This is a genomic window from Candidatus Erwinia haradaeae, assembly GCF_900698855.1.
Lineage (GTDB): Bacteria > Pseudomonadota > Gammaproteobacteria > Enterobacterales > Enterobacteriaceae > Erwinia_E > Erwinia_E haradaeae_F.
The window spans coordinates 907,517-922,017 of record NZ_LR217698.1 but is presented as its reverse complement, the minus strand read 5'-3'; the positions used below and the strand labels follow the sequence as shown (position 1 = coordinate 922,017).

8 protein-coding genes are annotated in these 14,501 nt (G+C 28.2%); 2 read left to right on the top strand and 6 right to left on the bottom strand.

What is annotated here, in order from left to right; genetic code table 11:
- Positions 1–1,582: 1,582 nt before the first annotated feature.
- The 4 genes from lptG to alaS form a co-directional block, all read right to left on the bottom strand.
- Positions 1,583–2,662, bottom strand: a complete 1,080-nt coding sequence (gene lptG, locus HACICURT3053_RS02805; protein ID WP_157992203.1) for an LPS export ABC transporter permease LptG — start codon at positions 2,660–2,662, stop codon at positions 1,583–1,585.
- 2 nt (positions 2,663–2,664) lie between these two features.
- Positions 2,665–3,771 (bottom strand): LPS export ABC transporter permease LptF, encoded by a 1,107-nt coding sequence (gene lptF, locus HACICURT3053_RS02800; protein ID WP_157992202.1) that lies wholly within the window; start codon positions 3,769–3,771, stop codon positions 2,665–2,667.
- Positions 3,772–5,043: 1,272 nt separating this feature from the next.
- Positions 5,044–5,223, bottom strand: coding sequence for a carbon storage regulator CsrA (csrA, locus tag HACICURT3053_RS02795; RefSeq protein WP_157992201.1), 180 nt, complete (start codon positions 5,221–5,223; stop codon positions 5,044–5,046).
- Between the two features lie 440 nt (positions 5,224–5,663).
- Positions 5,664–8,294 (bottom strand): alanine--tRNA ligase, encoded by a 2,631-nt coding sequence (alaS, locus tag HACICURT3053_RS02790; protein WP_157992200.1) that lies wholly within the window; start codon positions 8,292–8,294, stop codon positions 5,664–5,666.
- Positions 8,295–9,870: 1,576 nt separating this feature from the next.
- On the opposite strand from alaS, the gene prfC reads away from it, so the two are divergent.
- Positions 9,871–11,460: a peptide chain release factor 3 gene (gene prfC, locus HACICURT3053_RS02785; protein WP_157992199.1), complete on the top strand. Its 1,590-nt coding sequence runs from the start codon at positions 9,871–9,873 to the stop codon at positions 11,458–11,460.
- Between the two features lie 856 nt (positions 11,461–12,316).
- On the opposite strand, the gene HACICURT3053_RS02780 is transcribed toward prfC, so the two are convergent.
- Positions 12,317–12,592: an RnfH family protein gene (locus HACICURT3053_RS02780; protein WP_157992198.1), complete on the bottom strand. Its 276-nt coding sequence runs from the start codon at positions 12,590–12,592 to the stop codon at positions 12,317–12,319.
- The gene (locus tag HACICURT3053_RS02775) at positions 12,570–13,016 is read right to left on the bottom strand and encodes an SRPBCC family protein (protein WP_157992197.1); all 447 of its coding nucleotides are present in this window, start codon (positions 13,014–13,016) and stop codon (positions 12,570–12,572) included. The genes HACICURT3053_RS02780 and HACICURT3053_RS02775 overlap by 23 nt, the downstream gene beginning before the upstream one ends.
- A gap of 968 nt (positions 13,017–13,984) precedes the next feature.
- Here HACICURT3053_RS02775 and smpB point away from each other — a divergent pair.
- Positions 13,985–14,476 carry an SsrA-binding protein SmpB gene (gene smpB / locus HACICURT3053_RS02770; RefSeq protein ID WP_157992322.1) on the top strand — a complete coding sequence of 164 codons (492 nt, stop codon included), beginning with the start codon at positions 13,985–13,987 and terminating at the stop codon, positions 14,474–14,476.
- Positions 14,477–14,501 lie beyond the last annotated feature (25 nt).

Here is a 14,501-nt window from a genome sequence, read left to right as displayed (position 1 = left end):
ATGGCCTTAATAGAAGAATTAAATATAATGAGATTGTAGTAATAATAGTTTATATTATGTGTCATAAGAAAATAGAGTACCTCTAAATCTATACTAGAGACATTCATTATAGAATAGCATTTATTATTTTATATAACGCATTCTATTGGTAATTAATATATAACTGAGTGTGTAATATTAGATATCAACAAGATTACAAATTTAGTTGTTCTGAAGTTGAAAGTAAGGATAATTAATCTTATAATATTAAATATACTGTGATGATCGTGTATATGCATATGTTGTATTGCTCAGGTTTTTAAGAATACTTTGTAATAATTTTTCATGAGTTATTCTGTTATTATTACATATATAGAAATCATTTTATATATTTTAATAATCTAAGATATTGAATTATTTTTAGATGAATTTTAATTTTGGTTAGTTGTAAAACATAGCTTATATTCAGTTATTATATCTACTAGATTTTTATTTTTAGATTTATATTTGAGTTATAAAATAGATTCGTTATTTAGTATGATCACTATATAGCTTAATTATTATGATGATAAGTAACTCTTCTTAAGACTAAGGATTATTCGGAGCCTGTTGATAATGAAAGTATAAGGGAAAATAAAATATTAAAGCAGAAGTACTCTAAATAACAATGATAGTAAAATATGGTGATTATAATGTTTCTAGTGCAGAAACTACTGAGTTATATTTAAACCTTTGGGTATTCTACAAAAATGTTATTGTATTTTAGAATTAACTATTCGTTAAGATAATATTAGTTGTGTGGATGTCTTGTGAATTTTATTTTATTTTTATATTTAGAGCTTCTTAAAGAAAATTACTTGCTCTGTCCTAAGATAGATATTTTTTAAAGATTTTCTTATATTTTTACATAGGACAAGAATAGATTTCATAGATATTTCTTTCTAAGATTATACTGTATTTTGGTATTTTGCATCTTTAATTGAAAGTTAATTTAGAATCTAAATGTAGAAGTAATTTTTTAGATATTTGGGATTATTCAGCAGATATTCAGTTATCATTGAATTACTTATTCCTTAATTTTGATAAAGAGTTTATATTATTATCTGTTTTTCTTTCTAAATATTAAAAAAATAAATTAATTTAAGATTATTTGTAGATAATATGTGTGTTTTGATTAGAAGAAAAAATTATGATTATCGAATGAATATTAGTAAAAAATAAAGTTTGAGATCTTATCGTCTGTAAGTTTTATGGATAGTAATTTCCATAAGTTTTATATTTAACAATAAAGGCATAAACTGCTAGAAGTTTATTCTATGCAAAACTACTGTTCTATTTATTTTTGTACAATATAATATTTAATAATTTTTATTTGATATTGTTTGCTAAAGTTATTTGAATACATTATCATTTGTATGATAATTATAAATAGTTAGATATTAACTATGGTTATGGTTATAATGTCGTTTTTTTTAATCAGACCATATAAAAATTTTTAATAACATATTTATCTGGAAGTATGAACTTAACAAGTATATATAATATAGTGATATAAAATATAGAAGCCAAAGATTCTAGACTTGAGTTTTTCGATAATTATTATTTACTGTTTCCATTTTTCTAACAATATTATACTAATACTAAAAAATATAGCACTTGGGAGCACTACTGTTGGGATTGGGGGTATATGGTAAATTAAGCTTAACGGTCTAAAGATTTGATTAATTAAGTAAAAAGCGCTACCCAAACCCCCCCCTATAACTATTTGTTTAGTGGTAGACATGTTTTTAAGAGGGCCAAATATAAATGATAACGCCATGATCATCATGGCTGCCACCGCAAGTGGCTGCGATATTTTTCCCCACATGTTAAGTTGGTATAGATTAGTGATTTGACCGCTTTGCTCTAAATATGATATATAGCGATACAATCCACTAATTGATAATGTTGCTGGGTCTAATGTAATAAAATCAAGTTTATCGGGTGTTAAAGATGTCTTCCATTCTTTATTTAATATTTGAATATTTTTTATTTGATTTGGATCAGATAGATTAGATTGAGAAACTTTTTTTAAATTCCATGCTTTTTTATTAATATTGTATATTGCAGACGATGCATAGCATATATTTTGTAGCTTATGGTTATATCCCAAGGAATAGATACTAACGCCAAGAAGTGTTTTATTATTGCAGATATGTTCAATAAAGATAAAGTCATTATTGTCTTTAGCCCATAACTCTGATTTAGTAGTTACGATGTTATGATTAGTTAGTTTATTGGCTCGATATGTTCGTGCAATCGCCTCTCCTTGGGGCGCAATAAATTCACCACCTGCTAGGGATAGCAACATAAGTGGAATCGCAGTTTTAATTACAGATCTAGTAATTTTTATACGTGTAAAGCCTGATGCTTGCATTACAACTATTTCTCGGTGTCGAACAAGCGACCCTAATCCTATCAAAACTCCAAGTAAAGTTGCCATTGGTAAAAATATTTCAATGTCTTTCGGTATAGTAAGTAATGTATATACAAAAGCACTTAGGGCTGTATACTCTCCTTTTCCAGTTTGTCTTAACTGGTCAAAAAATTTAATCATACTTGAGAGTGATACTAGTAAAAACAGTGTTGTCATAATCATTTTATACATAGTTTTACCAATATATTTATCAAGAATTCCAAACATATTTAGAGATCTCCTTGGTGAAACAACCAAGCACGTAAGCGACGTACTAGCAGTGTATTCCATGTATTAGACAGTATACTTACTGTCAGATAGGAAAAATTAATTATCCACATTGATAAAGCAGGGTTCATACGGTTTTGATTGCTTGCTGAATGCATCAAACTTTGAAGTAAGAAAAATATTAGATAAAGAAATATTGCGATAAGTATTGATGGTATGCGGCTTTTTTGAGGATTAGCTATACCTAGTGGTACTGCCATTAATCCCATAACTAATACTGAGAAAATTAGTGTCAGTCGCCAGTGTAATTCACTCCTTCTTACAGGAGAGCTAGAACTGGTCATCCAAAGAGTATTTAGATTAATTTGATCAACATTATATTTTTTAGTTACTGATTGATCATGAGTCAGTATTAATTGATAGTTTTTAAAACTGGTAATACGGAAGTTATGTAGTACTGGATGACCTTGAAAGCAAGTGCCTTGAGTAAGTGTAGTAATACTAGAATTATGATTATATTCTGATATTTTTCCATTTTTTGCGATAATTACATAAGGTAATGTATTATCTTTTTTTCTTAATTTAGCAAGAAAAATATTTTTTAATTGATTTCCTGTTCTTTCTTCAATAAATAGAGTGACTTGTCCATTTTCAAGTTTTTGAAATTTTTTAGGCCAAAGCATGGCTGAACCAGGATTAGATCGAATTTTTTGCAATATTCCATTTTCATAGTTAGTAGACCAAGGTTCTATCCAGCCATTATTCAGTATAGATACCAATGTAGTAAATGCAATCAAAATCATTGCAGATTTAATCAGTGAGCTATGACCCAATCCGCATGCTTGCATAACTGTGATCTCGCTATCTGTACAAAGGCGGCCAAAAGTGATGAGAATAGATAAAAATAGGCTCAACGGTAGGATTAGTTGTGCCATTTTTGGCATGCCTAGTCCTAAAATAGTTAATATTGTATTAATAGCGATCTCTCCTCCTTCTAGAGAGGAAAGGGTTTTTATTAATTTTTGAAAAAAGAAGATGAAAAGTAAGATAAAAAGAATAATTAACTGATTCTTAATGGTCTCCCATACTAGATATCTGGTAATAATCACACTTATATACGCCTGTAAAATCTTTTAGCAAATCTTGAATATAGTCTCTGATATCTGATTTTTCGTGTCAATGGTACATAGCATTAAAAATATTCTATATTAACTAGACAATCTGGCTAGGGAAATATTCTGAATTAGAGCGTAATTGTTTATAATTAATTAATATAGGTCTCTAGATAGATAGCTTGGATCTATCTAGATCAAATATAGACGAAGAGATACCATTATCTAATAAAAATACGAGATAGTATTTATATATGATAGTTTTATGATCTAAGTAGCTTTATTTTTTAGTTATTATATCTAAAGATATTATTATTTTATTAGTAATAGCTAAAAGTATATATTTTAATATAATGGATATATTGCAAATTTAATTTGCTATTTTGATGTGTTGTAAGAAATCCTTAATACTTATAAGTATATTAATTGATATAGTTTATTTTGTTGTAAATTCATTATTTTAACCAGAAAGAATGAATTACTATTTTAGTAACTAGGTATATAGTCATATTTAAAAAATAGAGATTGAATTGATTGTTATATCATTGATTGAACAATGGCATTGAGATTCTAAGTATTTAGAATATATTGCATGGACTGTTAAAAACATAGAGAGATCTCTCTTTAATATAGAGTCTCAAATTAGTAGTTTTAGTAATCAGTCTAATTTTTACAATATTTTAAATAAATTTTATTATTTTGTATGCATGTTAATAAGATAGGAATAATATTGATTCTTCATGTTATTTTCAATAACAATTGTTATTAGAATTATCATTATTCTAAGCTTTAACATGGTGTAAAGATGACAATATTGTGACATAAAATTATCAATATTTATTTATTTTTCTTAAATAAATACTTGTATTTTTATAAGATTAATAAATAACAAAAACAGATTCTTTTAACTCATAGTTTATTAGATTAAATTAAGATCAATTTAAAGTATTACAATTTAACTTAATTAGAGATTATTAATAAGTCTTTTATTTTTTAGAGTTTGCAAGATTATTTCTTATGTAGATAAAATACTAATTATAGTATTTAAGTAGATTATAATGTATTACTTCAAAAGTAAGAGATGTTTCTTGATTTTTTATTTAATATCGAGAGTTCTTTATATTTCATTATTCTTTCAATTTTTGATTTGTCTAATGATTATAGATGTTATCTCTATTATTAGAGAATAATTTTACATATTTCAAAAACGTGAACTCTCGATTTTTAAATAAGATTTTTAAGACTAGTCTATAATAAAGGAGTGTTAATTTATTCTTTTTTTGTATTTTTTTTATGTATACGCTGAAAGATCTCTTCACGATGTACTGCTATATCTTGTGGTGCAGCAATACCAATACGCACTTGATTACCTTTAACACCTAGTACCGTTACGGACACTGTTTCGCCAATCATTAGGGTTTCACCCACTCGACGAGTGAGAATAAGCATATTGTTCTCCCAGAGAGATTAAAAGATCTGATGTGATATCATGTATAAGATTAATTCACATATTCTGTAATTGTATCTCTTACATTGGAGATACTTTTTAAGTTGAAATCTTGTGTGTTTAGTAAGGCCGAATCACTATTTTAATTCAAGTACGGTGGATTGTAATATTTTGATTTCATAAGCGAAAGATCTTCAAAGGATATCACAAAATATTTTTATATTATTTTGTTTTTTATAGGATATTTAATCTTTATGGTTAAAATCTAACTTTAATCATTACCCTGTTCTATTACATAGAACAGGGTAATGATTTGTTAAAGATATTTATGGGTTATATAAATTTTTAGTAAATTCTTATTTACCCGAACAAGTATCTTTTCTATTAATTAGAACAGAACATTAGTTTTTTCTTTGAACATAGAGAAGTTTTAGATTAGATATTACAGGTGTTCCGATAGCCATTCTTTAATGTCAATTAAGGCTTTTGGTAGTGTGGTAATTTTTAAACCCATTGCTTGAGCTATATTAGGATGACCACCTCCCTTTCCATCAATTTTTTTGGCTAGGATTTCTATAATTTTACAAGCTTGGACTCGCCCTGTAAGATCAGAAGTCACGCTAGCAATTATAAAAACTTTTTCATCAATAATATTTGCTAAAACGATAATTCCTGATTTAATTTGGTTTTTTAATTTTTTTACTATTATATGTAATAGTTTGGGTTCAAGATCGTTGAAAGTATGTATCAAGATCTTAACTCCTTTTATTGTCATAAAATTGTTAGCCAGAAAATTTTTGGTTTCAAGAGCTTTCTGTTGATAGAGTTTTTTTACTTTTTCTTCTAAATTATGAGTATGATTTATTAAGGAGTTAATTTTTTCATATATATTGTAACGATTAGCCTTCAAAAGGTTAGTTATATTGAATAACTGTTCATTTTCTTTTTGTAGTACTAATAAAGCTCTATCTCCAGTAACTGCTTCGATACGACGAACTCCTGCTGCTACACTTGATTCAGAGATTAGGTGAAAAAGGCCAATATCACCTGTTCTTTTAGCGTGAGTCCCTCCACATAGCTCAATAGAGAAGTCATTTATCTGTAGAACTCGTACATAATCATTATATGTTTCGTTAAATAATGATATGGCTCCAGATGATTTTGCATCTTCTAGTTTCATCACATGAGTTTCAATCCGTGAATTTAATCGAATTTTAGAATTAATTATTTCTTCAACGGTATGTATTTCTTCTAATGTCATAGGTTGGTAATGAGAAAAATCAAAACGTAAAGAGGAGTCATTTACAAATGATCCTTTTTGTTCAACATGTTGTCCAAGCACTTGCCGTAAGGCTGCTTGTAAAAGATGGGTGCTTGAGTGATTTAAACAAATAGATTTTCGTCTTGTTTCATTTACTTCTATTATTACTGTATCACCTATATGTAATTCACCGGTGATCATCTGACCACTATGTCCAATAGCTTGAGAATATTTTTGTGTATCATGAATAGAAAAATGAGAATTTTTTTTACCATAGAGGTTGCCGCTATCACCTATTTGTCCGCCAGCTTCCGCATAGAAAGGCGTACTTTCAAGAAAGATTATTCCATTTTTATCAGGGTTAATAGTTTCTACGGTTTTTCCGTTGATATTAATAGAAGTAATTACTGTTTGTAATTGTAAATGTTCGTATCCTTTAAATACGGAAGATTGAGTCATGTAAATTGCGGTTTGATTTTTAGTATGAAAACGACTGGAATTACGTGCTTGTTGGCGTTGTTGTGTCATTGCATATTCAAATCCAATTTTATCAATTTCTATATTATGTTGTTTGCATATGTTTTCAGTCCATTCTAGAGGAAGCCCGAATGTATCATACAAACGGAATGCAATATCACCGCCTAAGGTGCGATCTTGTAGTTGTGTGATTTCTGTATTTAAAAGCAATATTCCTCTCTCTATATTTTTGGTATACTGTTCTTCTTCATTTTGTAGAATCATTTCTATTTTTTTCTTTTTTTTGGTAAAATTATCATCATTTATATCCATGATTGCAATTAAAGGATCTACAAGTTTAAAGAAAAAGGTTTTTTTGGCTCCTAGCATTTTTCCATGATGCACTGCGCGTCGAATTAGACGTCGTAATACATACGCTTGGTTATCATTTGATGGAATTACTCCATCTGCAATTAAAAATACGCAGGATCGAATATGATCTGCGATAACATGTAAAGATTTATTATTTAAATCTGTCGTACCTATGGTTTCGGCGACTGATTGGATTAGTTTGGTAAAGATGTCAATCTTGTAGTTTGAGTGTACATTTTGTAGGATTGCTGTAATTCTTTCTAATCCCATTCCAGTATCCACGCATGACTGAGGTAATGGTAACATAGTGCCATTTAATTGGCGATTAAATTGCATAAATACAATATTCCAGATTTCAATATATCTGTCACCATTCTCACCTAAGGTGCCAGGGGGGTTACCAAAAATTTTGGGTCCATGATCAAAAAAAATTTCAGAAGAAGGTCCACATGGACCGGTTTCGCCCATGCTCCAGAAGTTATCGGAATCATATAGTGTGTTTTTCTTATCACCTATGCGAATAATTTGATTTGGTGCCACTCCGATATCTTTTTTCCAAATATTAAAGGTTTCATTATCGTCTTCATAGACAGTAACCCATAATTTTTCTTTTGGAAGATTAAACCAATGAGGGCTAGTTAATAATTCCCAAGAAAAAGCAATTGCTTCGTGTTTGAAGTAATCACCGAAGCTAAAGTTTCCCAGCATTTCAAAAAAAGTATGATGTTTGGCAGTAAAACCTACTTTTTCTAAGTCGTTATGTTTTCCGCCAGCGCGCACACATCTTTGAGAACTAGTGGCTCGAGAGTAGTTTCGTTTATCTTTACCAAGAAAAATATTTTTGAATTGGTTCATTCCAGCGTTAGTAAATAATATTGTTGGGTCATTTTTTGGAATTAGGGAACTGCTAGGTACAATTTTATGCCCTTTTTTTTGAAAGAAATTAAGAAACATTTGACGAACTTCTGAAGTGCTTGGTTTCATATTTTTACCTTTACTGTTTTCATGTATTTTTTGTAATTATTCTTTATATTCTAAAAAAATAAATTGTTATAGATTTAGTCAATTTTTATAAAAATAAAATGAGTTAGTTTGCAAATTACTAACTGGAATTAAATTTTGTTAAACGTAATTAAATATGATTTAGAAATTAGATTTTTCTTCTAAGTATTGTGTTTATTTTTAAGAATTTTATTTAATATATGTGTAGAAATGTTACAAGAATAATTTAGTAGATTATGTCTTTTTTAATTTAAGTGCGTAATCGTTCCATTTTTATTTAGATACTTGTATCAATTAGAATATAGATATTTTATAGATTCGTTCGATAAAAAAAAGAAATTATTATGAAGCTTTGGTTTGATCATAATATGAATATTGAATTAAATAGTAAGTTTTGTACCAGAGAGTCGATTGAATTAGTAGTATTAGGGTACTTAGATAGTAAATATTAGTTATGATCATAGATATTAAGTTAGGTTTATGTATGATCTTTGTCTAAGATATAACGTTTTCACTGTTAGATACAACTTTGAATTATGGCATATCACACTGATTATAATATTATATTAAACAAGCTCTATGAGTAGTTTCAGATATTCTGAGCGCAGTTTATACAGTATGTATTCTAATAGATTGATAGAATGTATTTTAAATTTAGTCTTAAATTAAATTTTTACATACATAGGTCATCGAATTGTATTTCGATCTGATATTTATAAGTTATTAAATATATTTAAGGATATTAGTGTTTGAATAATCATTGAATGTAGTCATGGTTCTAGAAGTGTTTTGGTCATATGTAGTGCTGTATCCCGTATTACGGGAACAGATATATATTTTTTTAATATCACTTAGGTATAAATCAGGCTCATATTTATTGGAATCTTAATTCTATCTAGTAACTTTCTCTTATCATCTTATTTTTTATATTATGATATGTTATCTGTGAAATGACTGGTGGGATTACTTTTAGATTAGATTATGGAAAGCGAAGGATTTATGAGTATAATATAGTCTGTAATACACTGTTTAAGTATTTGAATATTTTGATTTTAATTTTTTATATAATTTTCAAGTTATTATCAAAGAGATTGATTGACGAGCTAAGTTGATATTGCTTTATATACTAGATTATTTTCAGTCTATACTGTTTGCATAAACATCTCTGCTTTTGTGTATCATATTTTTATGATACTTAAATGTTCGTGAGAAATTATTCATTGAAATGATATGAATTGAAGTTTTTCCTATAGATTGAAATGGATATTTCGTTGCGTTGTATGTTACATGACGGTAATTTTTTTAAAAGTTAACTTAAATAAGGAAAGTTATGAACTAAATTTAGTGACTAAATGATTTAATTTCAATTCTATAGTGTATTATTTTTGTAAAATAACAAGATCGTTTATATGGTTTATCAATATAGTTTAAAATTAATGTTTTTATTTTTATACTTATTGTTGGGTTTTATAGATACTAATAACCATATTAGGTTAATTTTTAATACATTACTTTATGCGATTTATATAAGATTGCATGCTAAATTAGAAGAATCTTTATGTCAGATATATCTTTTTCTAAAGAAGTGGCACGACGACGTACTTTTGCTATTATTTCTCACCCGGATGCTGGGAAAACTACAATTACGGAAAAAGTATTGCTTTTGGGGCGGGTTATTCAGATTGCTGGTTCAGTCAAAGGTTCTTTTTTTAATAGATCCGTTAGATCGGATTGGATGAATATGGAGAGAGAGCGCGGTATTTCTATCAGTACCTCGGTTATGCAGTTTCCTTATCGTGGGAGTTTAATTAATTTACTTGACACTCCGGGTCATGCAGATTTTTCGGAAGATACTTATCGAACATTAACCGCTGTGGATTGTTGTCTTATGTTAATTGATGCAGTAAAAGGTGTAGAGAATCGTACGTGTCAGTTGATGCATGTTACTCGTCTACATCGTACCCCTGTTTTGACTTTTATGAATAAAATGGATCGTGAGATTCGTGATCCTATTACAGTTATGGATGAGGTGCAGAGTAAGTTAAAGCTTATCTGTTCTCCAATTACCTGGCCTATTGGTTTTGGTAAGTTATTTAAGGGTGTTTATCATTTATACAGACATGAGGCCTATTTATATCAGTCTGGAAAGGGGCATATGATTCAAGAAGTTCGTGTAGTCAAGGGTTTAAATAACCCAGAGTTAGAGATAGCTATTGGCGAAGTTCTTGCTAAGCAGTTACGAGAAGAAGTTGAGTTAATAGAAAGTGCCTTATCAGTTTTTGATCGTCATCAGTTTCTTCAGGGTACTATGACGCCAGTATTTTTTGGTACTGCATTGGGTAACTTTGGTGTTGATCATGTACTTGATGGCATAGTGGACTGGGGGCCTTCACCATTACCTCGTTATAGCAATGAGCGGATTGTGACTGCAATGGATCAGGATTTTAGTGGTTTTATTTTTAAAATCCAGGCTAACATGGATCGAAAGCATCGTGATCGCGTAGCATTCATGCGCATAGTTTCTGGAAAATATAAAAAAGGTATAAAATTATATCACGTGCGTACTGGAAAAAATCTTGTTGTTACTTCTGCGTTAACTTTTATGGCCGGTGATCGTTATCAGACTGAAGAAGCCTATCCAGGAGATATTATTGGATTGCACAATTATGGCAAGATCCAAATTGGTGATACTTTTACACAAGGTGAAAAGATAAAATTTTTTGGTATTCCAAATTTTGCACCAGAGCTTTTTCGTCGTATTCGCCTCTGTGACCCATTAAAACAAAAACAGCTTCTTAAGGGTTTGGTTCAGCTTTCAGAAGAGGGTGCGATACAGATATTTCGACCATTAAATAATCATGATTTGATTGTTGGAGCGTTAGGTGTTTTACAATTTGATGTGGTAGTTTCACGTTTAAAAAATGAATATAATGTGATAGCAGCTTATGAAGAAATGAAAATTGTTGCTGCACGATGGGTTACATGCAATAATACGAGTAAACTTCAGGAGTTTCAAAGAAAAAATGCAACTTACTTAGCGTTAGATGGTAGTGAAAATCTCACGTATATTGCTCCAACCATGGTTCATCTAAGTATGATTCAAGAACGATATCCGGAAATAGTTTTTTGGAAAATGCGTGAACATTAATTTTAATATGGTTTCTTAATTAATTAGAAATTTAGTTTTTTATTTGATATGGGCACTTTTTAAGAAAATTAAAATTTTTTATGATATTTTTAATATGTAATTTGTCATACTTTAGATTGTATATCTACACAATATAGATAAGGATGGTCAATTAAGAGTTTCGATATTGAATTTACATACTAGTACGTAGTCATGATCAAGTATTTTATTGTATATAATAAGTGATTTATGAAGTTGTAATCATGTTTCTTGTTTTTTATTGGTGATAAAAAATAAATTGAGATTTATGGTTACTAGGGTTATCCATCTCTAAGGGATAAGATAGTTTTTCTTATTGTACCAACAAATATAGTTATTGGGCTTGTTGTAGGAACCATTATTGATGGTTAGTGTGTAATTTATTGAGGCAATCTAAATGATTAATTAATTTATACTTGTACTATATTAATCTATGTTATTTTAAGATAATGTTTTCGTAAAAATTTTATGTTTCCATAAATATGGACACAGGTTATATGTGTTATTTATAATTAATTAATTAAAGCTTAATAAAGTTTATGCATATTATATAAAATATAGTTTTTAATTTATGAACCGTAGTTAGTTTGTATCGATAAAAAATCGTTACTAGCGAGTTTTTATATTTTATTCCTAAGATCTAATTATAAATTTTATTTTTTATTTTTCTGTATAATTCCTATCTATTTTACTGTTGTTTACTTCTGGATTCTCTGAGTTATTTTAGTGTGATTTATGTTGAATTTTTACTTCATACATTTTAAGTATATAAATATATATTAGAATTTTATGTATGTATAACAATGGGTGGAATAGGTTTTTATTTTTTATATGTTGGTTAGTTTTTTTGTTGATGTAATAAATTTCTATAGTTTTTTTCTAAAGGGCGATATATTTCTACTCGATCACCATTATGCACTTGTGTGGATAACTTAACTAATTTACCAAAAATACCAAATTTATTTTTTTGAAGAATAATATCTTTTCGAGTTGTCATTATTCCGGATTTAATAATAGTTTGCTCAACCGTGCTTCCTTCCTCCATGGTTAGGTGATAATAGTATTGTTTATAAGGCAGTGCATAAACAACATCAACCATAATTTTTATTGTCATATATTTTTTTTGCACGGTAAATAAAGGAATAAATAATCTTTTTATTTATTTTCTGAAACAGATTTTTAAATGTAATAGCGATTAGTCTATCGGTAAACTTTAAATTCAATATTAGTCTAACCTGACAGGAGTTTTCACTTATTGGTATAAAATACCAGCTGCCACTCAGTTGAGAGAATGGGCCTTCTAGTAACTGCATATGAATGCTTTTATTGGAGACAAGAGTATTGCGGGTAATAATGGTCATTTTTATTCCGGATTTCTCAATATCCATAGAAGCAGTCATTTGCGAAGAATTACAATTTATTATTCGACTACTAATACATCCAGATAGGAACTGTGGATAACATTCGATGTCATTTACGAGAATATACATTTTTTTAGAACTGAATGGCACCCATGATGAACAAATGATATTAGACATATTAATTCCAGTATTTTTTAGACAGTTATTTCACTTGTTACAATTATATAGATGGATTTTGTTTGACTAATTTTATGTTAGCATAATAAATTTACTCATAGTATATAGAACGCATGATTTGAAGTGTGTATAATATGGTAATTTAATTCATATTTTTTATTATCATTGCGCTTCTGTGCTAACCAGAAGTATTAGTTTTTTTGTAAAATATATTTATGTGTATTTCTAGCTATTTTTATCAAAAATTAATTTAAAGCATGGCCAAATATAATTTCAAATATTGTTATTTATTTAGATAAATATCATAGTATTATGATTTTTCTACAGTATTTTAATAGATAAAAGATTGATAATATTAGGTATAATTAATAGTGTTTTATTTTATTTTTTATAAATTAGTGTATTTCAATGATATTTTTTTAGAAGAGGCAGATTGGATTTATTTTATTGCTATGTATTATCTTCATATGATTATATTTTTATTATAAGATAAAATCATATAAGACGAGCTGTGATGGTTTTTTTGTGTAAATTTATTTACTAATAGGAAGCGGATTGGCATATTGTTATGTTATATTTTTATAATACATTTCACTAGTGATTGATAAGAAGATATTATATAATTTTTATATGAGTTTTGTAAGTAGAGTTAGGTATTAGAATTACTATGAATTTATACTAGTTAGTAGTCATTTTTTTATTTAGAAGAAAAAAATAACAATATATGTATGTTGTTTTTGATTATTTTTGAATGAACTATTTACCTTAGAACCTATATATTGATAACTGTAGTAATGTTGTGCATTTTTACTTTTTAAATTTAATTTTAAACAGATAACTTGAGAGCGACATTAGATGGGTAGCTAGAGAATATATTTTACGAATTTTATGCAAAAAATTGAATATTTTTCATCTAGAGTCAATAGTTTAGCATTAATAAGTTGGAGGTATTGAGTAAAATTTAGATGATGAATAAAAAACAGAATTTAATGCCTGCTATTATTGCAATGAATAAGCATGCTCGTTATAATTACTTCATTAATGAAGTAATGGACGCTGGATTACTTTTAGATGGGTGGGAAGTAAAATCTTTGCGTGCAAAGCAAGTAAATATTAATGATAGTTATATTATCTTCAGAGACGGTGAAGCTTATTTATTTGGGTCCATATTTCAGCCACTTAGTCTTGTGTCATCACATATTACGTGTTTACCTAATAAAAAACGTAAGTTACTTTTAAAAAAAAGTGAATTAGATTGTCTTATTCGAAAAGTCAATCATGATGGATGTACAGTAATAGCTTTATCAATTTATTGGAAAAGCGCTTGGGCTAAGCTTAAGATTGGGATTGCACAAGGGAAAAAGAAGTATGATAAGCGTAATGATTTAAAAGATCGTGAGTGGAAATTAAATAAAGAGCGTATAGTAAAAAATATTAATTGTGCATTTATTAGAAAATAGTATAATGTATTTTTTATCAGTAGTA

What these genes read in the sequence shown, in the direction of transcription:
- lptG (WP_157992203.1), bottom strand. Translation starts at nt 2,662, where the DNA reads ATGTTTGGAATTCTTGATAAATATATTGGTAAAACTATGTATAAAATG.
- csrA (WP_157992201.1), bottom strand. Translation starts at nt 5,223, where the DNA reads ATGCTTATTCTCACTCGTCGAGTGGGTGAAACCCTAATGATTGGCGAA.
- alaS (WP_157992200.1), bottom strand. Translation starts at nt 8,294, where the DNA reads ATGAAACCAAGCACTTCAGAAGTTCGTCAAATGTTTCTTAATTTCTTT.
- prfC (WP_157992199.1), top strand. Translation starts at nt 9,871, where the DNA reads ATGTCAGATATATCTTTTTCTAAAGAAGTGGCACGACGACGTACTTTT.
- HACICURT3053_RS02780 (WP_157992198.1), bottom strand. Translation starts at nt 12,592, where the DNA reads ATGACAATAAAAATTATGGTTGATGTTGTTTATGCACTGCCTTATAAA.
- HACICURT3053_RS02775 (WP_157992197.1), bottom strand. Translation starts at nt 13,016, where the DNA reads ATGTCTAATATCATTTGTTCATCATGGGTGCCATTCAGTTCTAAAAAA.
- smpB (WP_157992322.1), top strand. Translation starts at nt 13,985, where the DNA reads ATGAATAAAAAACAGAATTTAATGCCTGCTATTATTGCAATGAATAAG.